Consider the following 22172-nt stretch of genomic DNA (forward strand, 5'->3'; position numbering starts at 1 on the left):
TAAAAGCCTAATGAGTAAAGTAATTAAAATCTTGGGGACAGGTTGTCCAAAATGTCAATCAATGACCGGTGTTGTGAAAGAAGTAGTTTCGGAAAACAATATTGATGCCAGCATAGAAAAGGTCGAGGATATCATGGAAATCATGAAATTCAATGTAATGACTACTCCCGCGTTGGTCATTGATGATGCCATTACCATTAAAGGTAGGGTTCCCTCTAAAGAAGAAGTGTTGGCACTTTTGAAGTAACTCAAAAGATTATGGATTATCATATCAAAGCTTCTTCCCTTTCAAACCAAGACGCCGTAATTCAGATAAAGCAATCCCTTGTTGATTTTGGCACAACTCCGGAAACCTCCTATTCCCTGCCTAATCCCGCCGAATTGTTCATAAGTGCCTTTGCGGCCTGTATATTGAAAAATGTTGAACGCTTTTCAGGTATGATGAAATTCGCGTATTCAAAAGCTTCCATCGATGTCCATGCAACACGTCTTGAGCATCCCCCTAGGATGGACAACCTTACTTATAGATTGACCATCTATAGCAACGATAAAAAATTGAATACGGATTTGCTGAAAAAGAACATTGAAAAATTTGGCACTATCTACAATACCGTAAAACTGTCCTGTTCCATTTCCGGAACGATTAACACGATTTCGTATGTTTGATTGGTTACAGCATTTTGCAGATTGGCTTATTCATTCCGTTTTTGACATTGGGGCAGAAACACACTTGGGAACTGCTTTGAATTTTTTTGTGTATGACACGCTGAAAATCCTAATCCTCTTATTTTTCATTGTTTTTCTAATGGGCATCGTAAATGCCTATTTTCCTATTGAACGACTTAAGAACTATCTAAATGAAAAGAAGCTCTATGGATTGGAATACTTTTTTTCATCTATTTTCGGAGCCATAACCCCCTTTTGCTCATGCTCTTCGGTTCCCTTATTCATAGGCTTTGTACAAGGTGGAATCCCTCTTGGTGTAACTTTTGCTTTTTTGATTACCTCTCCCTTGGTGAATGAAGTTGCCGTAGCCATGTTTCTTGGAATGTTCGGCATAAAAGTCACGTTGATTTATGCCGCTTCAGGTATTTTATTGGGTACGATCGGTGGTTGGCTACTCGGTAAGTTCAACCTAGAACCATTACTATCGGATTGGGTAAAAAAGATTCTTGAAATTAAAATGCAGCAAGCCGAATATGAAGAGGTAAAACAAACTTTCTACCAGCGATTGCCTGAAATAACACGCGGGGCTTGGGATATTGTAAAAGGTGTCCTGCTTTATGTCATCATAGGGATTGCCATAGGTGGCGCTATGCACGGCTACGTTCCCGAAAACTTTTTCAACACCTACTTAGGTGGTGGTGAGTGGTGGACGGTTCCACTTGCGGTATTGATTGCGGTACCCATGTATGCCAATGCAGCAGGTATAGTTCCTGTAATCGAGGTTTTTGTCGCCAAAGGGGTTCCTTTAGGTACTGCTATAGCCTTTATGATGGGAACCGTAGGTCTATCCATCCCCGAAGCCACTTTGTTGAAAAAGGTAATGTCCTTGAAGTTGATCGCCATCTTTTTTAGCGTAGTAACCTTGGCTATCATCATTTCAGGATTTCTATTCAATATCGTCTTATGAAAAAACTAACCTCCATATTCTTGATGGTTACGTTCATCAATTGCAGTTCACCACCGGAAACACCGATTACCAAGGTTGATAAGAACCAGGTAATCACCGTTTTGGATACCGATTTTTCAAAAGGAAGATTGATATTGGAACATGAAATATACCTTGGAGATATAGAAAAATTCCACGGTCATTTATGCGATGGACTTGTTCAAGGTTTCTTGGGTATACAGGAAGGGTTAAAAGCACTTTACCCTAACGGGATTATTGATCGGACGAACACGAGAATCATAAGCAACAGTTCACCTTGCCTAACGGATGTTGCCATTTATATTTCCGGAGGCAGGTACCAATACAATTCCTTTTATGTGGACAACGCTCTTGAGAACGGCTTTTATATCATTCAGCGAAAAGACAATACCAAAGCCGTTAAAGTACAACTGAAAAAAGGAGTGAAACCTGATGAAATTGACGAATTGGGGGCAAAAGCCATTAAGGGAGAACTATCACCTTGTGATTTGGATAAACTTAAAAACTTGGAAAACGATTTTTCGGATCAATTACTTTCAACGGATGCCAAAGAAAATTTCCTTGTCACTGAGATCGTGGATTTCGAGTGGAAACCATTATCAAAAAACGATTATCCCAAAACGGATATCTTAAATAAGAATAAATCAAAATGTCAATAATCAAATACTACAACAGCATGAAAACAATCAAATTTATCACCGTATTAGCCATCGGATTAATGTTAACGGCCTGCAATGGCCAAAACAAAAGCAAAGACAGTTCCCCGGACCAATCCATTTCAAAAATTGAGGTATTGGACTTCCACGCTACCCATAGGTGCATGACCTGCAATGCGATTGAGGCAAATACAAAATATACACTCAACACCTATTTCCCAAAGGAATTGAAGGCCAATAAAATCACGTTTCAAGCTATTAATGTAGATAAGGAGGAAAACCAAAAAATCGCTGAAAAATTCGAAGCAGCAGGTACCTCACTATTCTTGAATGTCATAAAAAACGGTAAGGAAACAAAAATAGATTTAACCGATTTCGCTTTTATGAACGGATTGGATCAAGAAGCCTTTTCCAAAGAACTGAAAGAAAAAATAAACTCTGAACTAAAAATGCTCTAAATGGATTTTTTAAAATCGCTATTAGAGGATTACAATTTCCCCATTTTATCAGCATTTATACTGGGACTAATGACTGCCATTAGTCCCTGCCCTTTGGCCACCAATATAACTGCGACGGCTTTTATCTCAAAAAACATTTCAAGCAAACGGAAGGTTTTTTTAAGCGGATTACTGTATTCCCTAGGAAGGGGATTTAGTTATACGGTCATTGGTCTCATATTGTATTTTGGCGCGAGCAAGTTTCATATTGCCCGATTTTTCAATCAAAACGGGGAAAAGTATCTTGGGCCCCTATTGATCATAATAGGATTGATAATGCTGGATTTAATCAAGCTCAATTTTTTGGGAAAATCCAATTTCCAAGAAAAACTATCCGAAAAATTCCAGGATAAAGGCTTGTTGGGTTCTTTTTTGATCGGGGTTGTTTTTGCCTTGGCCTTTTGCCCGTATAGTGGCGCGTTGTTTTTCGGAATGTTGATCCCAATGACAATAGCATCTGTCGACGGACTTTATCTGCCAATTATATTTGCATTTGGCACAGGGTTGCCCGTAATACTTTTCACCTACTTATTGGCGTTTACGGCTGGAAAAGTGGGGGTGTTTTATAACCGAATCACTAAAATCGAGAAAGTAATGCGTACCGTTGCCGGCGTTGTTTTTATACTAACCGGGTTATATTATGTTGCCATTTTTGCTGGATTACTATAATGGATATCACTAATAACCAAACATAAAATCACCACTAACGAACAACAATCAATTTCACTCACCATTATTTATAAACACTGTAAAAGCCTCTTTAAGGGGCTTTTATTCTATAAGGTGGGAAAGCTAAAGAACCCAATCAAGTGTTCAAAATCGGTTTCGACAATAGTGAAGATCCCGCTATTCTTTCAATCATATCCATAATTAAGAAACCCCTGTATCCATAAGTATCAAATAGTGACTCCCTAGGCCTTTGGGCCAAGGGCTAACGATAATTTATGCAACCTTCATAAAAGCTGGACTTTTTAATTGTCACTCAACATTGTAATACATTGGTTCTGAAAGAAAAATAGGGTTTTATTGTTATTTATTATCCGCTATTATGAATATTATAGTTTTCCTTCAATTTCAGAAAATGCAATCCCAGGATTATTGTTATTCGTAAAATCCTTGTCAAACAAATTGGTAACCAAACCTTTCGACTGCTTACTAAATATCATATCGTGACCGACACATAGTCCCATAGAAATATTAAGTTCTGTATCATGATTGTTCAAATATTCCGCTTGTCCGGCCGGGTTGCACATGATCCGTTTACTATCCCCTCCCAGAATATCTTTTTTTCTTACTTTATCATGTTTGCATCCGACTGTATACACAGTAAAGTATTTTGAAAAATATTGCTCTAAAACTTCTGCCTTATGGGAGAATGTTATACAATATGCTATTCCTAATCGGCTAATGCCCATACCTCTAGCAAAATTCAATATTTCTTCGATGCGATTTGACCTCATACTGGTAAAATCACAATTTGCCTGCATTATTTTACGAAACTCATCAGTATAAATTTCATTCATCTTGTATGTCTGTTTATATATTCTAAATATGCTTTTTCATAATCCACCTAAGTCCTCTTAAATCCTGATAGGATCCCATCCAAACCTAGGATACCCCCTTTAAAAAAAACGGAAATGCCGATTAAGCATGGACCTCTATATTTTAGAAAGATTGATAAGCAGAAATCAATTGACCGGCTTTAGCTGCGTCGTAAATGGAATGTTCAAACCAAAGACAATATTTCTACCAATATTGTTTAGTCCTAGTGGTTTAAAAGAGGACAAATGGTCTATATATACCTTATCAAATAGATTGTTTGCCGATATATACCAATGGACAACCTGCTTTTCGATAGTTATTTTTGAACCAAAATTCACATTGAAAAGTTCATAACCCGGCGTAAAGGTTTCTGATTGCCCTAAATTATCCTGACTCTGGAAAGATGTGAGATTTACCACGAAATAAGGGTTCTTAAGAATACCTATTTTATTTTTTTGAAGTTTAACTTCAGCTACATATCTATTTTGTGGAATTTGAGTCAAATTTCCACCATCTATTAATTCCCCTCGGGTGTAGGTGTAATTGGTATGTAGCCCCAACCAATTGGAAGGATGATAATCCAATGCTATTTCACCCCCATACAATAAGGCATCATTTTGCACATATTGCCATACTTTGCCCCCTCCTATCGGGGCATCCTCAGTAGTTTGCACAATGTAAATAAAGTCATTGACCTTATTATAAAAAGGACTTACGTCAAAAACCAATTTATCGATATGAAAATGGTAATTAAGATCAAGTTGATAATTCCGTTGTGACTTTAAAGTAACATCCCCTCTCTCAAAACGGGCCTGATGTATACCGTTCTGTGTAAGCTCCGATATATTTGGACTCCGGAAACCAGAGGCTATATTGAACTTGAACAAATGATTGTTTACCTTGTAGGTGGAACCGACAGAACCACTTAAACTACTGTAGTCATTATCAATTTCATACTTATTCAACCCAGTAGATTCAAACGGAAACGATTTCATGGTTCTCAAATCGTATCTTAAACCAGCATTCAGGGTTAGCGCATCGGACAGATCGATCTCATCCAATACAAAAAAACCTATATCATTTATTTTTGTGTCGGGCATTGGGTTGCTATTACCATAAAAGTCATCCGCATCATTTTCAATATATGCTCCATTGAATCCCAACGTATATTTGCTCGTGTTTTTTTGAATACTAAACTTAGCATTATAGGATATAGTAGCTAAATCCATTGAAGCAAAAATCTGATCGGAATATAGGCTAGTGTCATCAGAGATGCCTTTTCTAATATTTTGCTGATAAGACATATTCACATCCAGAATACCCTCACCAATAAAGATCTTATTTTTTAAGGCCAATAATTTATTGTCCAGGTTCACATTCCAAAAGTTCACCTTTCTATTATCATCATTAACCACGGATAATGATTTTTGATTGGTTAAACCATACGTAGGTGCATTGTAATCAAAATATAAAGCAAAATTACCCGCAGCACTTCGGTACCCGATATTGGAACTCAGATTAAGTTCCTCAAAACGGGTATTAATAATTTGATCGCCATTTCCGTCTTGGTAATCTTTATGACTTTTATTGGTGAAGGAAGCTCCTCCGTACCATTTTTCACCACTTGCCTTTATATCAAGATTAGTTACAAAACCTTGGGTATTCGTATGGTATTGGGTATTGATCTTAGCTTCCAGTGAATTGGTGCTGGCAGGATTCTCCTTAATAACATTAATAACCCCACCCACGGCGTCAGAACCATAGACAAGTGATACAGGCCCTTTGATGACTTCTATTTTTTTTGCAGAAAATTCATCTGAAATAAAAGGGTGATTGCTCGAAAATTGAAAATTCTCAGCTTTGATGCCATTATTCAGAAAAACGATATTAGTATTGCTCAAACCTCTAATAACAGGCTTGGTAATTCCAACGCCATTACTGACATTACTTAAACCCGGAAGTTTGGACAAGTTATCGGCCAAGGAAATCTTTCCTGATTGGTACAGATCCATTTTCTTAACGGTTTCTATGGATACGGATACTTTTTCCCTACTCTTATTTCTATCACCCGTGATAATTACTTCCTGCAGTTCAATCAAGTTTTTATCCAACTTGATTATATCCGTATTCGTGGTACTTAAGGTTACAACCTGGGTTTTGTAACCATCGGCGGATATTTCAACTTTAAGGTCGTATTTGCTGTTATTAACCAGAATATAATTCCCATTGTTATCGGTCACCACGGATTTATTCAACTCAAAAGCATAGATAAGGGCACCTTCTACCGGCTTTTCTGTTTCGGAATCAATAATGGTACCTTTTATACTATCCTGTGCTACCATTAGGTGAGATAATGCTAGACATAATATGACAACAAAAGATTTCATATCTTAAATTTTGTAATTTATATAGCAAAGGTAGTTACAATTTATTAATATTGTAACTGCGTTACAATAAGAAATGAAGAAAAGACAGACAAAATCGAAAAGGGCAGTATTGGAGTGCCTAAAAAGGGCCGAAAACTTTGGTTTAAGATCTGATGAAATCGAAAATCAGTTGCCAGAGTTTGACCGGGTAACCATTTATAGAATCCTACAAAGCTTTATAGACGATGGCATTATTCATAAAGTGATTTCCGATGACGGTAAGTTCTATTACTTTAAATGTCATACTTGTGGGGAAATACACTATCATAACCACTATCATTTTAAATGCGACAACTGTGGTAAAGTCGAATGTATGAACAATGAAATTGAAGTGAAGGTCCCTTCAGGCTATAAGGTAAGTAATGTCAATTTTTGGATAACAGGTGTTTGTAGGGACTGTAATTCATAATCCCTAAAGTAACCGCATTGATTTTATAGCCAAAACTTCCTTTGCCCTACCTAGTACACATAAACATTCACCTATCATTTATGTAAGAATAACGGATACAAATATTGGGAACCGTTGAATGCCTTAGCCATAAAGGCTAATTGAAAAATAAATTTAGACTTTCGTATCGCACAAAAATTTATCGTACATTTGAATTAGTTTTATATAGGAATGATTCCTATTTAGAGTCAAGTCATATGATAAATACAATAGACCTTCGAGATAAACTATCAGCTAAAGGATTAAGGGTGACCCCGCAAAGAATGCGGGTATTGGAAGCTATATACAAACTTAACAATCACCCTACAGCCGAAAACATTATTTCGTACATACGAAAAAGTGATCCAAATGTTGGTTCTGGAACGGTTTATAACGTTTTAGAGACATTGGTTGAAAAAAACTTGATTAAAAAAGTAAAAACTGAAAAGGATGCGATGAGATATGACGGTGTACTTGAAAATCACCATCATTTATATTGTATTGAATGTGATTATATCGAAGATTTTGTAAGCGAAAAACTTGATGGTCTTTTAAAGGTTTTTTTTGAAGAAAATCAAATTGACAATTTTATCATAGACAATATTAAACTGAATATCAGTGGTAATTTTATCATACATAAAAATCAAAATCATTAATTAAAATACCAAAAAATATGGGATGTGCAAGTGGTGTAAAACCAAGAAAGAAAATTGCAGAAACAGATAATACGAGTATAAATCATAAAGAAGAAAAAATAATGGGTTCAACAATGGTGAGGCAGCAAATGCCCGAATTTACAATGGATGCCTACGACGCTAAAACAGGGCATTACAAAACAGTATCAAGTGAAGACTATAAAGGGAAATGGTCGGTAGTATGTTTCTATCCCGCTGATTTTACCTTTGTTTGCCCAACAGAAATCGCGGCAATGAACGCTCACTATGATGAGTTCCAGGAATTAGGGGTAGAAATATTGGCAGTATCCGTAGACTCCCAATTTTCACATAAGAGATTTGTCGAAACAGAACCTATTTTAAAAGGTTTGAAACTTACTATGGGAGCTGATGCCAATCAAGAAGTTAGTCGTGCTTTTGGTGTATTGATTGAAGAAGAAGGTGTGGCTCTAAGAGGCCGTTTTTTGTTTAATGCAGATGGTATTTGTGTAGCTCAAGAAGTTCAGGCCGATTCTGTAGGAAGAAACGTCAACGAATTTTTAAGACAAGTACAAGCATGGCAGCATGCAAGTAAAACCGGTGAAGTTTGTCCTGCAGGATGGAGACCTGGTAAAAAGACACTTCCTGTAAATACCGATGTGGAGCAAATGACAGGTAAAGTAGGAGACTATATCACATTGGAGGAAATATTGAGCTAATATAATGTACCTATGATGCGCTAATACTTAATAAAGGGCTATACGTTTTTACCGTATGGCCCTTTGTTTTTATCCCCAATTACCGAACCTTGGTCGTGTAACAATCCCTAAATGGGTGGGATAGTGTCGATATCCGCAATGCGTATTCACAATGATATAACAAATGCGATTTTCAACTTAAATCACAAATCAAATAATTTCTTTTAGAAGTTCTTGAAGAAGGACAAACAAACCTTTGTTCCTTGAGATCTGTCTATAGCCTCGAATTCGAACTGACTTCGAAGTTCAAGGTTCAATATTGCCCTGGGTACGTAACTTGTAACTACAGGACCAGCGGCAAAGATCTTATCATGTATGCTAGGATCGTATAAAACATCGCTTCCAATCAGAACAAGAAATGCTATTTAACAAGTTTGCTGTTTAGATAAATATTTGTTTCCATCTCGGTTTCTTGAACGCTTCCTTCCCCAGCAAAACAACAACGAAGCGCTTGCACTGCAAACTGATTCGCTAAATTTTCATCAGCATCGCTTTTTACGAGGATTCGGGTTACTACATCGGTCATCTCTCCCGTCATTGCCGGAGTCATAAAATTAGTTTCTCGGTAATTGAACTGGTGCTCAACAGCAAAATCATCAATCTTAACACCTTTTTTCTCGAAATACATCATATTCGGGGTCAATTGGCTCATCAAACAAAATGATGTTCCTAAAGTAAAATATTCTCTTGATGTAGGAGCTGTGTCTATGCCTTCATAACCTCGGCTATCATCTGAGAAAAGCTCCCAAGTTTCGTAGTGTGCAGTTAACGATTTTGCTCTTAATCTATGTAAATATGGGCGCTTTGCATCGTGAGCAGATTCTGCGATACCAACTTCAGAAAAGCGCATTTCTTTTGGGAAATCATTCATATCCATATCAAGATCTTCCGTTACTTTTATTGTTTGCAATTGTAACGCTGGAGTTGTATTCGTAATCGTACGACCATTATCAATAGAAACTGGAGAAGGAACTTGTCCTGCTTGGGCTGCTTTCCCATCCCAATCGTCACCATTAATAACATTTTCTGCATCAATAGCGGTTTTGTTAGCCAAGGATTCACCAATCGACCAGGCTCTAATAGACATTTCCTTTAATTCTTTGATTTTTTCAGCTGGCTCGTTACTTTTCACAACAATATTGGTCACTACCTTATCGGTATAACCCGACCAGTTATCAGTCATAATATCGCTCCATCTGAAAAAGAATTCTGTTTCCACTTTTACATCTTCAACGTCCAAGCCCATTATCTGTATACTTCTTTCAACTTGGGTTAGTAAGTCTGAAGCTGCTCCAGCCGTAAAATATGTCAATGGGTTTGGTGCACTTTGGGGATTACCACCTTCATCGCTTGTCATTTGCCATGCGCTTAAATCAGCTTCACCAACAGTTTTCACCACCCCTTTTTTCAAGAAAGGCTTTTCTTTATTCAAAACTCTTTTTGCCGATGTCACAACATTCTCGCTAATAGCACCATTTACGGGTGTTGCTTTTGTTGGATAAAATGTTGTAGGCTGGTTAAAATTATCCACCCTTTTTACAACTGAATACTCTTTTGGAACCTGCTCCGTATTGTCTTGGGAATAAGTTATTCCGTTACAAGTTAAAAGAACAGTTAGCAATAGAATGGATTTTACATTTTTACTTGTTTTCATTTTTATCTTTTTTAAATTAATATGTTTATGTTTTACCTCTTTAAATATCACACTACGAAGATGCAATGAAACCAAACCAAAGGAAAGGTCAATAAAGGAGGACTAATGGTAAATGTATAACCTGATATTAATTTTAAAAAAAGAATCTCGTTCCAAGTACTTGGAACGAGATTCTTTTTTTAATCCTTTTTTAGTATAATAAATTCTTATTCAGCAGTATTACACTATTGAATAAGTTTTCCATTTTGATAGACACCAACTTCTGTTGGGGTTTCCATTGAGACAGCATCTCCGGCGAAACATGTACCAAGTGCATGCTTGGCATAATCGCTCATTACTTTCTCACTGGTGTTACTCTTTATTAGTATTCTTGTAATAACACCATCTACATGACCTGTTGCCGATGGAGTCATAAAATTATCTACTTGATAATTGAATTGGTGTTCCACACGATAGTCATCGATATCAATACCTTGATGTTTGTATAGCTCAGACCATCCGGTTAATTGACTCATTAAGCACAAACTAGTACCAGCTGTAAAATAATCGCTTGAAGTTGGAGCTTTATCTATACCTTCATATCCACGACTATCATCCGCATAAATATCCCAAGCTGCATAATTTTCCTGAATTGCCCTAATTTTGATTTTATGCAAATATGGACGTTGCACATCATTGGCCGATTCAGAAATACCAACTACTTCAAATATAAAAGGATTCGTAAATTTCTCCATACTAACATCTGTTCCCAGCTTAAAACTTTGTGGTTTTGGGTTGTTTCCCTTCGAAGTGATTTTCAAATTATTATCATACGAATCATCTCCTATAACTTTACCCGAACTTGCAGATTCTGTATCCCATATTTTAGTGTTATACTCAAATTTAGCATCTACAGGAGTAGGATTTATAATACATTCACCCACAGCCCAAGCCTGAACCGCCATTCTTTTCATCTCTGCAATTTTTTCTGCCGGCTCATCACTTATAATAAGAATATTGGCAACAACGCTATCGGTATATCCTTTCCAACTAGGTGTCATAGGATCATCATATCTAAAAAACACTTTCGCTTCTACTTTTGCACTAGAAACATCTAAATCCAAAACATTTATAGCCTGCTCCACACTTGATAACAAACTGGAAGAGATACCACCTACCATATAACTCAACGGATTTGGGGCCGATTGTTCGTATGTATGGCCACCTTCGTCACATAAAAATTCCCATGTACTAAAGTCTTTTTCCCCAACTGGTTGAACATTTACTTTTTTTAGCATGATTGTTTCGTTATTTAATACTCTATTTGAGGATGTTATCACATTCTCATTGTATGCCCCATTGACTTCTTTTGCCTTTGTTGGCTGAAAACCAGTAGGTCTAGGACTTAGGTCTGATCGAGAGATTATGTGATAATTAATTCCTTCACCTTTATCAACATCTTGAGCGTACGTTGTTCCTCCACAAATTAATAGCGCAGTTAGCATGGTAATAACATTCACATTTTTTTTATTTTTCAACTTATCTGAATATATAATCTCTGTTTTATTTTTTGTTATTTTTTCAAACCCAACTTGAATTATTGCTACAGGAAGCAGAATAAGAATTCCTAAAGCAATACCAAACTCATTACTTAGTTTGCTACCTTTCATCTTTTTCCCTTTTACCCTACTTAGAAGCGCATCTAGCGAAATACCGTGAATGTTAGCAGCCATAATAACCCTGATGGTGGCTAAAATATCTGTTGCTTTCTGTTCTCCATAATGCCCTACAAAATGGTCATAAGTTTCCTTATCAGGTTTACCATTAGTATCAGCATAATGTTGTGCAAACATTAACGCAAGGGATTCATCGTTACTAATATCTCCTAATTCCCCGTTTAGCATCAAATTTATTTCTTCCTCTGAAGCTCCTGCATCAATTGCACTTTTGGTATGGACATAATTACAATACCTACAGCCATTTACCTGTGTTACGGCTAACATTATTTTCTCGCTGAAAGCCTTATTGATATTTCCATTTTTTCTAGACTTTCGTAAATCAGAAAAACTTGCAACCATTATTTTTAAATGGTTATAAAAATTTGATGTCGTAAATAGTTTAGCTTTTAATTCTTTAGATTCCATTGTTATTTTATTTTTTCAGAATTTGTTATAACTCTTTCATTATTAATTCATTTAGTACCTACTACTGGCGCTTTTTTTATCCACTCATTATTGTTTATTTCAGCTAGCATAAACTCGGATAATTGATTTAAATCAACAGACATTCCCATAAATTTAGTTTCATCAGCAACAAACCTACCATCTACTTTTTCTTTAATCATAGGCGGACGAATATTTGTCCAATCCAAATTACTCTGTCCAAGCATTTGAAGTTCTCTATCTTTAGTACTGATGATTGATTTAGATTTGGACTTTATCATAACACGCAAAAGTTTGCGGGTTAGTGGTAAATTTTCGTTAGGAATTTTCACTCCTGCCCCTGAAATACTTATGAAACGAGTCTGTTTATTTTCTTGCATTTGTTTGATAATGTAGGCCAAGGAATTAATATAATTCTCTTCATCATCATTTGATAACTTACCATTTATGGGAGGTCCAATAGTTGAAAGTATAACCTCGGAACCTTCCAAGGCTTTTTGCAGTTTATTTGAATCGAAATAATTTCCCTCAATGACTTCAACCACATGGGCAAAGTCCTGTAGTTTTTCCTTATTTCGGACTAATACTTTAACCTTAATTCTATTTTCAACAGCTTTTTGTAGCAGTTTTTTACCTACCAAACCAGTTGCTCCTAAAATTGTTATTTGTTTCATTATTACTATACCTAAGATATAACTCTGCAAAGATGCGGTGAACACAAAACACAATAAAGGTTAATAAAAGAGAAGTAATGGTAAATAAATAACTTAAGCTAAAGTTTTTCGGAATTCAACAGGTGTTAATTTAATATGTTTTTTAAAATACTTAAGGAAATTGGTTGGTTCATCAAAACCTAAAACAAAGGCAATTTCTTTTACGGATAACGAAGTAGAAACTAACAATCTTTTCGCCTCAAGAATTACATAATTATCAATAAATGACTTTGCTGTGGTATTTACAACTCCCTTACACACCTCATTTAAATGTTTATAGGAAATTGATATATCTGAAGCATACACCTTGGCATCTCTAGTTTTTGAGTAGTTTTCCTCTACCAAGAGTTTAAATTGATTAAAGTAATCTAAATATTTATTGTTTGTTGAAATTGTTGCTAGGTGTACATTCTCTTCACTTAGTTTAAGAAGGTAAACAGCTAATAAGGCTCCTATAATATTTGGAAGTGAAGATGAGCTACTTTTTAACTCCTCTTTTAACTTATTAGATAAAAATTGATTGTAATAGGGATTATGAATTTTTTCCTGCACTAAAAAATAATTATACAAATGGTTAATCTGGGCAATGGTAGATTGAGCCATATATTTCTGCATAAAGGCTTCTGAAAAAACCACCAAATATCCTCTATACTCCGAAGCTTCGTCAAAGGCGTGTATCTGCCCTTTTGCAATTACCATTACATCTCCCTTTTTAAGGGAATGAACTTTAAAATCGACAATATGATTTACTTCACCCTTCTCAATAATCAGAATGGCCTGAAAATTTAATCGATGTGGTAAATATGGACTATGATCTGTAGGTTTTAAATCATCAGTTATTAACTCTTCCAATTTAAAAAATTGAAATCCTTTAATTTGTAACACTTTGTTTTCCCAAAAGCTTATTTCCGGAATATTTTTCAATGAGTAATTTTTATCCTATTTATAATTTATAAACCTGTAATCTTATATTTTCCCTGATTTCTTCACAATATTGTGAAGGACATTACCCGGTTTCACGTTTAAAAAATCGACTAAAATATGAAGTGTCTTCAAAATTAAGTGTGTACCCAATTTCCGCCGTTGTTAATTCTGTATTTGCTAATCTTCTTTTGGCTTAAAAAAATCAGTTCTTGACGAATGATCTGACCAAGGGAATACCCTGTGATCCCTTTTTAATTTCCAAAAATGTATTTGTCCCTTTGACAGAAAATAGAAAGCAGGCCTTTGTATTTCATAAGATTCATAATCTATAATATGTTGTTCCTCACCATCCTCTAAAAAAATGATTTCAAAATAATCATGCCCATGTGGCATTTCTGCCTGTGCCCTTCTACTCATCAGGTCGAATTGAGTCATTACAAAAGGGAAATTCGGATTAATTGAAAGAGCAGGGTGACCGTCCTTACTATTTACATATTTATACGTTTCCGAATAATGATAAAAGGGTATGTCCGCTTTATTACGCAAGTGTATCTTCTTTGATTCGAAGGACTTAAATTCAATAAATCCTTACAGGAATAAAATATATAGTAATTTAAGGCAAAAAGGTCAAAAAACTACGATATAATTATGGTTTTATACTACAGTTCAAAATAAGATCCATTCTGTTTCTAATTGAGGAAACATCCTTCATAAGAACTAAGGGCAAAACATCAATAATGTTTTTTTACGAAATCAATATTTTTATGACTAGTTGTGTTCTTTGGGAATTTCAAAATCAAGACCGTTATTTACCCTAACCACCCTTCCCTATCCAGCGACCTGTATTGGATTGCCTCACTTATGTGGGGACCGCTGACCTTTTCGCTCATTTCCAAATCAGCAATAGTACGGGCCACCTTTAAAATTCGATCATATGCCCTGGCAGAAAGGTTTAGACGTTCCATAGCATTCTTTAAAAGTAATTTTGAAGCTTCATCCAATTGGCAATACTCCCGAATTTGTTTGGTGTTCATTTGAGCATTGTAGTGTACGTTCTCCAACTCCTTAAAACGTGCCGTCTGTAGTTCCCTAGCTGCCGTAACCCGCTCACGGATTTTTACACTACTCTCGCCTTTACGGTCCTCCGATAGTTTTTCAAAAGGCACAGGGGTAACTTCTATATGAATATCAATGCGATCCAATAATGGTCCGGAAATCTTGCCCAAATAGCGCTGCATCTCCGCTGGGGAAGAGGTTACCGGAGCATCGGGATCATTGAAATATCCTCCGGGACTTGGATTCATGCTGGCGACCAACATAAAACTACTCGGGTAAGTTACCGTAAAACGTGCCCTTGAAATGGTGACTTCACGATCTTCCAACGGTTGTCGCATTACTTCCAATACCCCTCTCTTAAATTCAGGAAGTTCATCCAAAAACAATACCCCATTATGGGAAAGTGAAATTTCCCCTGGTTGCGGATACGCCCCACCTCCTACGAGCGCTACATCGGAAATGGTATGGTGGGGACTACGGAACGGGCGTTGACTCATCAGCCCCATATTCTTTATCTTCCCAACAACACTATGTATTTTGGTGGTTTCCAAGGCCTCATGCAAGGTCATGGGAGGCAAAATGGAGGGCAATCGCTTGGCAAGCATGGTTTTTCCCGAGCCTGGCGGTCCGATTAATATAATATTATGTCCACCTGCCGCTGCAATCTCCATACATCGCTTTATACTTTCCTGTCCTTTTACATCGGAAAAATCAAATTCTGGAAAATCAAGTTTTTTGTAAAACTCGGCCCGGGTATCCACAATGGTTCGTTCCAAAGGTTCGTCCTTATCGAAAAAATCAATGACCTCCTTAATGTTTTCAACACCATACACCTTTAAATCGGATACAATAGCGGCTTCCTTGGCATTATCCTTCGGCAGAATAAATCCCATAAAACCTTCTTCCCTGGCCTTAATGGCTATCGGCAAAGCCCCTTTGATAGGTTGTAGACTCCCATCTAAAGAAAGTTCACCCATGATAAGGTATTTTTCCAAATCGTTCGACTGTATTTGGCCCGATGCGGTCAAAATCCCCAAGGCTAGGGTAAGGTCATAGGCAGACCCCTCCTTACGAAGATCGGCCGGAGCCATATTAATCGTTATCTTTTTTCCTGGGATTTTGTAACCGTTGTTCAATAATGCGGCTGCAATGCGATAATTACTCTCTTTAATGGCATTATCGGGTAATCCTACCAAATGGTATCCTACCCCTTTGTCTATATTGACTTCTACCGTAATCGTTGTTGCCTCTACCCCAAATACGGCACTTCCAAAAACTTTTGTAAGCATAATAGTTATTCTTCTGTAGGCTTAAATGTAAGTAAAGATTTTGAGGTGTCCTTAATTTCCCTTTCATTCAACAGCATTTTTCGAAATTCCCCCTTCACATACATTTCGGCTTGATCGTCATAATGTTCACTGAACGGATTACCGGATTGCCCCGTTGGCAATATGCCCATACTGTTCTCTATATCTGAAAAATCAATAACACGACGTGTCGATGGTCCGGCCGTAACATTGTACCTACCATCACCATCATAATTAAAAGCCAAGTTATTGATAACCTCCCTTGTACCTGCCACGGGAAATGGTCCCACATTGAATAAAGAACGTAATGTGGCCACTTGCCCGATAGGATGCGGGTGTTCCAACGTATGCACCTTATCCCATGTCCAACCTTCACTATCCGGGTCTAAATCTTTCTCCAAGGATGCGTAAGCCTGAAGAAAAGCCAAGGTTACCATTTGGGCTTTCGTTTCCACCACCTCCTTAGTTTCTATATTATCCCACCAAATAGATTCCTTTTTGGCTGCCATGGGGGCGATGGTCCGCTTTAATAAATGGGTTGCCAGGAATTGATTGAACATTTCCTCCCCCAATTCATCGGCAAAGGTGTTCTTGAGAAAAAAATAGATCCAACGATGGTACACGGTAGGCTCAATATTGTCCAAATTGTTTTCCCCTTTCCAATCCCGAAGTCTATGCAATACCGAAATTTGGGCATCAGACAGATCGTTTTTGATGATGTATGCCTCGAGATGACCCACTATCGAAGGATTCACAGCTGAAACCACATCATTGATCATCCCTTTTACATCCTCCTTAGACCAATCGTTCTTGGCATCCAACAGATTTACGATACGTTTCGCCCTATTCTCTGGCAAATAATACCCTGGGTATTGCATACCCGCAATGGAATCGGGTTGGTTATTGGCAGAATACACGTATTTCCATGGTGGATTTATCGCTTTCGGATTCTCTGAAAAGTCCAAATAGCGTTCTGGAGCTTTTAAATTTGAAGTATCCTGTAAGATGAATTTAGTACGTGCACTGTTGGCATCTTTATAGAGTTTGGCGGTAGCCCACCAAGCCACATTACCTTCTGCATCCCCGTACATAATATTCAAACCTGGAGCATGGATTTTAGGTAAGGCTTCTTGAAATTCCTCTTTATTAGTGGCATGGGACATACCGTATAAGGCATCCATAACCTCATTCTTATGTTGGGTGTACATCCACCACATGGCTATGGGTCGTTCCCCTTTTACCTGATCAGCGATACCGTTCATGATAGGACCATGAACCGATTTTCTATAGGTAAATATATAGTCCGTGGAATCTTTTATTTTAATGGTTTTATTCACCTTTTCAAAAGAAGACCACCCATCTTTTGTGCTATATTTTTCTTTTTCCGTTGGATGCGTTTCCTCATAAAAGAAATCGATATCGTCATTCTCGAACATGGTCAAACCATACGCCAAATTATGATCATGCCCCAATAAGGGGTAAGGAATGCCTGCCATATAATATCCGTATTTCTCAAAAGTCGGTGTACTAATATGTGCTTCATACCAAACAGCGGGTTGTGAAAACCCGATATGGGGGTCATTGGCAAATATCACCTTCCCGTTCTTTGTCTTTTCCGGAGCTATTACCCAGCTGTTACTGCCTTCGAACAAAGGCAGGGAAAGTGCTCCCAAAGCTTTGGATACTGATGCGGTAATGGAATTTCCAAGCGCTTCCTTTGGTGCTTCCCTATGGTTCCTTATCCAAACGGTATTCGGGTCAACATCCAATTCCAAATCCTCTAAATAGGCCGCTCCCAATTTATCCTTCATATTGGTAAGTAAGGGATCGGTCTTATGGGCCATCGCAAAACTAAAAGCCATATACCCTACTGTGTTGAACATATCTTCCAATTGGAAAGGCACTTTATCAATACCGGTCAAATAAAACTCAATGGGAGTGGGACCTTCGGCAATAAATTGGTTAATACCGTCTAAATAAGCCTGTGATAATTGAACCGTCGGATTGTTTGGATCCAAAACTGCAACGGTTTCTTTTGAAGCTTCATCAATCCCCAAGGATAAGAAGAACTTATCGGTATCCAACATTTTACCGCCGAAAACCTCGGAAAGGCGGCCTGAACCAATTCTTCTCAGGAGCTCCATTTGCCATAAGCGGTCTTGGGCATGTACGTAACCCAACGTTCGGAAAGCATCTTCCTCATTAGCTGCGTAGATATGTGGGATTCCATAGGGATCATAATAAACATTGGTCTCTTTGGATAATTTTGAGAGTGTTTTTTGACCCTTATAGGAAGGGGAAAGATTATTGATGGAAATTCCGGCAAAGACGGCTGTGACTCCAAGAATTACCAATACAATAATTCCGATTTTTCGTAAGCGTTTCATTCGAGGGATTTGATTCAATCTGAAAGATAAGGTAAATCCAGAAATAAAAAAAGCACCCCAAAAGGTGCTTTCGTAGGCTATAATTCTTGTTTATTCAACTATTCCGCTCCCAGTTTTTTATAGTTTTCCAGGCCCTTCAATAACCAATCACGATATTCATCGCTTGGTGCACTTTGAATAGCACTATTCAAAAGCTCTAGATCTGAGGAAATAAGAACATAATACGGTTGTGATGCCGAATTGAAATTTACAGTTTGAAAGGTACCCCACTTTTGCCCAATCGTCTCTATGGTCTTTACCCGACCACTATCATATTTAAAATCGAATTGTTCTTCCAATGGTAGTTCCTTACGATCATCGATATAGAGTGAAATCAACACATAATCATCCTTCAACAAACGATATACTTCAGGGTCGCTCCATACGTTTTCCTCCATCTTTCGACAGTTGACACATGCCCAACCCGTAAAATCCAATAAGATAGGTTTATTGACCGATTTGGCATGGGCCAATCCAGTTTGAAAATCCTTATAACAATCGATTCCCAATGGACAATCGCTCTCTTGTTGAAAAACACTATAGAATTGTGGAGGCGGAAAGCCACTCAACAATTTCAGGTTGGCAATTTTGGCAACTCCCAACATCAAATAAACCGTAACAGCAATGCTTAAAAGTCCTGTAAATTTTCTACCCAATGATAATTTTTGTTTGGGTCCGTCATGCTTAAACCTGATTATACCGAATAAATAAAGTGTCAATAGCACAAAAAGTATAATCCATACCCCTAAGAAGATCTCCCGTTTAAAAATGCCCCAGTTACCCACCAAATCGGCATTGGAAAGGAATTTAAAGGCCAAGGCCAATTCCAAGAAACCAAGTACGACTTTTACGGTGGTCATCCATCCCCCGGATTTGGGGAGGGAATTCAACCAGGCCGGGAACATTGCAAATAAGGCAAATGGCAACGCCAAGGCCACTCCGAAACCGGTCATGCCAGCAGTAAGATTATTGGCTACTTCACCTTCGGCCAAAGTAGTACTACCTAGTAGTCCACCAAGAATCGGTCCCGTACAGGAGAACGATACGATCGCCAAGGTAACCGCCATAAAAAAGATTCCGATACCCCCTCCCACTTTGTTCGAAGCGGCATCCATTTTATTGGCCCATGAACTTGGGAGGGTCAATTCGTAATACCCAAAAAACGAAAATGCAAAAAAGACGAAAATGACAAAAAAGGCAAGATTCAGCCAAATATTCGTCGCAATGGTATTCAGGATCTGCGAATCGACCGAATCGAAAATATGGAACGGTAGACTCAATAAAAAGTATATCAAAACTATAAAGAAACCATAGAGTATTGCGTTTACGATACCTTTGGACTTATTCTGAGATTGTTTCGTGAAGAATGATACGGTCAACGGAATCATCGGGAATACACATGGGGTCAAAAGGGCTATAAGTCCACCCAAAAATCCCAAACCAAAGACCACCCATAAACTTGACTCCCCTTCGTTCTGCCCATTGCCTTCGTTTAACATATCCTTGTTCTTAAGGTCTAGCTTTAAGGCCGCCCCCATAGCCAAGCTTCGGTCATCAACCGTTTTTTCAACAGTTACGGCCTCACCTCCATCCAGCACAAAACTAAAATCCTTATCCACTGCCAAACACACCTCCTTACATACCTGATAAAAAAGGTTTACGTCTATTTGCCGTACATCGGGATTCAATAATTTGATCCTTTGGGTAAAAACAGCCTGTTTCTTAAAAAAGGTTTCGTCGACCTCAAAGATATCGCTGTACGCCGTTTCGGTTGGACTCTCCTTGGTTGCTCCTACCAATTCATAATCGACCCCTGCTTTTTTATAAGTGAACTCACTCGGCAAAGAACCACCATCAGATGTGAATTGGGAATACACATGCCAACCCTTAAAAATATCCCCTTTAATGATCAAGTCGTATTCCGTATCTGAAACCTTGTTCAATTCTTGAGACCAGGATACCGGATTTTCATCGTCCTGGGCATACGTTGATAAACTAAAAACCAATAGTGCAAATGCAATTATTTGTCTCATCAATTCAATGTTATTTTTAAAATCCTTTTGGTATTGGGCGTTATTTTAAAACGATTATCAAGGCGCTTGCCCACTACCCAAACAATATCGGTATTGGAACAAAGCAACCACTGCTTTTCCTTTGAAAAAACATCCATCTTCTCATCTTTAAAGAATTTGGACAATTTTTTATGGCCTTGCATTCCCAATGGATAAAAATAGTCGCCTTTTTGCCGCTTTCTTAACACTAGGGGATACTTTAACGTTTCTTTATCTACATATAGTACATTAGGCCCTGTTTCCCCAATATTATCAACCAACGATATGGTCATAGCCAATGGCTCTTCTATAGCCGTGGTAGTTTCCTCAATAGTATAGGAACTTATTTGTTCTTCCTCGAGCTTGCTCAAGATCAATTCTTCCCTATCCTTAAGTAAACGGTGTGTCTTTGAGCGGATCTCCTTACCGCTCATTGCCGTTAGTAACTGCTTCAAATCATTCCAAGCCGTAAACCCGTATACATGGAACAACCCATGCAAATAAGCTTCAATGGGTTCAAGGGCTTGCAAGGGTTTGACCGCAATATGAACAACATCACCCTCCTCCTTAAAAAGTAGTGTTTTCAAATCCTTTAAATGGACCTCTGAAATATCTGCAATCTGCTGTAGATTTCTTTGTGTTGTGTGAAAATTATGAAGAAAGGTAGGATGGGTCTCCTTCAACAAGGGAATGATTTCGTGCCGTATTTTATTCCGTAAATATTTTAATTCCGCATTACTTTGATCTTCACGCCAACTAAGCTGACCTTGTTTTGCATACTCGGCCACCTGCGCTCTTGAAAACGGTATCAAAGGTCGGGATATCGTATCGGTTTTCTCTGGTATACCGGTCAACCCCTTTATACCCGTTCCCCGGGACAGGTTGATCAAAAAAGTTTCAAGGTTATCATCGGCATGATGGGCCGTAACCAAGGTTTTTATTTGATGTTTCCCCATCAATTCCTTAAACCACCCATAACGTAACTCGCGTGCTGCCATTTGCACAGAAACCTTATGGCTATTGACATACCCCTTGGTATCGAAATGTTCAACATATAGGGTCTTGTCCAATTGTTTTGCCAATTCACGCACAAATTGCTCATCCAAATCACTTTCAGTGCCCCGGAGTTGAAAATTACAGTGGGCCAACGAAAAATCAAGTTCACATTGGTTACATAAATGGGTGAGTACAACGCTATCCAACCCCCCACTACAGGCCAAAAGAAATTTATTTTGCAATAATTCGGAGAAGTGTTCTTCTATATGTAATCTAAATTCGTTCTGCACGCTG

The 22172-nt window shown here is 37.8% G+C and carries 21 protein-coding genes; 9 read left to right on the top strand and 12 right to left on the bottom strand.

Annotation, left to right across the window (positions count from 1 at the left end; genetic code table 11):
- Positions 1-10 precede the first annotated feature (10 nt).
- Genes HPE56_RS06630 through HPE56_RS06655 form a run of 6 tightly spaced genes read left to right on the top strand, consistent with a single transcriptional unit; the run spans position 11 to position 3473 of the window.
- Positions 11-247 carry a thioredoxin family protein gene (locus HPE56_RS06630; RefSeq protein ID WP_188242990.1) on the top strand — a complete coding sequence of 79 codons (237 nt, stop codon included), beginning with the start codon at positions 11-13 and terminating at the stop codon, positions 245-247.
- An 11-nt stretch (positions 248-258) separates the two neighbouring features.
- Positions 259-666, top strand: coding sequence for an OsmC family protein (locus tag HPE56_RS06635; RefSeq protein WP_188242991.1), 408 nt, complete (start codon positions 259-261; stop codon positions 664-666).
- The gene (locus HPE56_RS06640; protein ID WP_188242992.1) at positions 659-1633 is read left to right on the top strand and encodes a permease; all 975 of its coding nucleotides are present in this window, start codon (positions 659-661) and stop codon (positions 1631-1633) included. The genes HPE56_RS06635 and HPE56_RS06640 overlap by 8 nt, the downstream gene beginning before the upstream one ends.
- The gene (locus HPE56_RS06645; protein WP_188242993.1) at positions 1630-2310 is read left to right on the top strand and encodes a formylmethanofuran dehydrogenase subunit E family protein; all 681 of its coding nucleotides are present in this window, start codon (positions 1630-1632) and stop codon (positions 2308-2310) included. The genes HPE56_RS06640 and HPE56_RS06645 overlap by 4 nt, the downstream gene beginning before the upstream one ends.
- A 17-nt stretch (positions 2311-2327) precedes the next feature.
- On the top strand, positions 2328-2765 hold the full coding sequence (locus HPE56_RS06650) for a nitrophenyl compound nitroreductase subunit ArsF family protein (RefSeq protein ID WP_188242994.1): 438 nt from the start codon (positions 2328-2330) through the stop codon (positions 2763-2765).
- Positions 2766-3473 (top strand): aromatic aminobenezylarsenical efflux permease ArsG family transporter, encoded by a 708-nt coding sequence (locus HPE56_RS06655; RefSeq protein WP_188242995.1) that lies wholly within the window; start codon positions 2766-2768, stop codon positions 3471-3473.
- A gap of 386 nt (positions 3474-3859) precedes the next feature.
- Here the strand turns inward: HPE56_RS06655 and HPE56_RS06660 are convergent, their stop codons facing one another.
- Both HPE56_RS06660 and HPE56_RS06665 read right to left on the bottom strand, forming a co-directional pair.
- Positions 3860-4327 (bottom strand): DUF1847 domain-containing protein, encoded by a 468-nt coding sequence (locus tag HPE56_RS06660; RefSeq protein WP_188242996.1) that lies wholly within the window; start codon positions 4325-4327, stop codon positions 3860-3862.
- Between the two features lie 165 nt (positions 4328-4492).
- Positions 4493-6733 carry a TonB-dependent receptor gene (locus HPE56_RS06665; RefSeq protein WP_188242997.1) on the bottom strand — a complete coding sequence of 747 codons (2241 nt, stop codon included), beginning with the start codon at positions 6731-6733 and terminating at the stop codon, positions 4493-4495.
- A 73-nt stretch (positions 6734-6806) separates the two neighbouring features.
- Between HPE56_RS06665 and HPE56_RS06670 the strand changes: the two genes are divergently transcribed.
- From HPE56_RS06670 to HPE56_RS06680, 3 genes are all read left to right on the top strand, one after another.
- Complete coding sequence (locus HPE56_RS06670) at positions 6807-7181, top strand: Fur family transcriptional regulator (protein WP_188242998.1); 375 nt, start codon at positions 6807-6809, stop codon at positions 7179-7181.
- A 140-nt stretch (positions 7182-7321) separates the two neighbouring features.
- Positions 7322-7855, top strand: coding sequence for a Fur family transcriptional regulator (locus HPE56_RS06675; protein ID WP_223170221.1), 534 nt, complete (start codon positions 7322-7324; stop codon positions 7853-7855).
- 17 nt (positions 7856-7872) lie between these two features.
- A complete protein-coding gene (locus tag HPE56_RS06680; RefSeq protein WP_188243000.1) occupies positions 7873-8571 on the top strand; it encodes a peroxiredoxin in 699 nt (232 codons plus the stop codon).
- Between the two features lie 400 nt (positions 8572-8971).
- Here the strand turns inward: HPE56_RS06680 and HPE56_RS06685 are convergent, their stop codons facing one another.
- The 10 genes from HPE56_RS06685 to tilS all read right to left on the bottom strand — a co-directional run bounded on the left by HPE56_RS06685 (position 8972) and on the right by tilS (position 22168).
- Complete coding sequence (locus HPE56_RS06685) at positions 8972-10264, bottom strand: OsmC family protein (protein ID WP_188243001.1); 1293 nt, start codon at positions 10262-10264, stop codon at positions 8972-8974.
- Between the two features lie 224 nt (positions 10265-10488).
- The gene (locus tag HPE56_RS06690; RefSeq protein ID WP_188243002.1) at positions 10489-12387 is read right to left on the bottom strand and encodes a carboxymuconolactone decarboxylase family protein; all 1899 of its coding nucleotides are present in this window, start codon (positions 12385-12387) and stop codon (positions 10489-10491) included.
- Positions 12388-12434: 47 nt separating this feature from the next.
- Positions 12435-13079, bottom strand: coding sequence for an NAD(P)H-binding protein (locus HPE56_RS06695; RefSeq protein WP_188243003.1), 645 nt, complete (start codon positions 13077-13079; stop codon positions 12435-12437).
- A gap of 93 nt (positions 13080-13172) precedes the next feature.
- Positions 13173-14042 carry an AraC family transcriptional regulator gene (locus HPE56_RS06700; RefSeq protein ID WP_188243004.1) on the bottom strand — a complete coding sequence of 290 codons (870 nt, stop codon included), beginning with the start codon at positions 14040-14042 and terminating at the stop codon, positions 13173-13175.
- 82 nt (positions 14043-14124) lie between these two features.
- Entirely contained in the window at positions 14125-14193 is a 69-nt protein-coding gene (locus HPE56_RS06705; protein ID WP_394355036.1) for a hypothetical protein, read from the bottom strand.
- Between the two features lie 26 nt (positions 14194-14219).
- Positions 14220-14588 carry an AraC family ligand binding domain-containing protein gene (locus HPE56_RS06710; protein ID WP_188243005.1) on the bottom strand — a complete coding sequence of 123 codons (369 nt, stop codon included), beginning with the start codon at positions 14586-14588 and terminating at the stop codon, positions 14220-14222.
- A gap of 263 nt (positions 14589-14851) precedes the next feature.
- The gene (locus HPE56_RS06715; protein ID WP_188243006.1) at positions 14852-16387 is read right to left on the bottom strand and encodes a YifB family Mg chelatase-like AAA ATPase; all 1536 of its coding nucleotides are present in this window, start codon (positions 16385-16387) and stop codon (positions 14852-14854) included.
- A 5-nt stretch (positions 16388-16392) separates the two neighbouring features.
- A complete protein-coding gene (locus tag HPE56_RS06720; RefSeq protein ID WP_188243007.1) occupies positions 16393-18792 on the bottom strand; it encodes a penicillin acylase family protein in 2400 nt (799 codons plus the stop codon).
- Between the two features lie 98 nt (positions 18793-18890).
- Positions 18891-20864 carry a protein-disulfide reductase DsbD family protein gene (locus tag HPE56_RS06725; protein WP_188243008.1) on the bottom strand — a complete coding sequence of 658 codons (1974 nt, stop codon included), beginning with the start codon at positions 20862-20864 and terminating at the stop codon, positions 18891-18893.
- Positions 20864-22168: a tRNA lysidine(34) synthetase TilS gene (gene tilS / locus HPE56_RS06730; protein ID WP_188243009.1), complete on the bottom strand. Its 1305-nt coding sequence runs from the start codon at positions 22166-22168 to the stop codon at positions 20864-20866. The genes HPE56_RS06725 and tilS overlap by 1 nt, the downstream gene beginning before the upstream one ends.
- Positions 22169-22172 lie beyond the last annotated feature (4 nt).

The sequence above is a fragment of the Maribacter aquimaris genome, assembly GCF_014596745.1.
GTDB classification, from domain to species: domain Bacteria; phylum Bacteroidota; class Bacteroidia; order Flavobacteriales; family Flavobacteriaceae; genus Maribacter_A; species Maribacter_A aquimaris.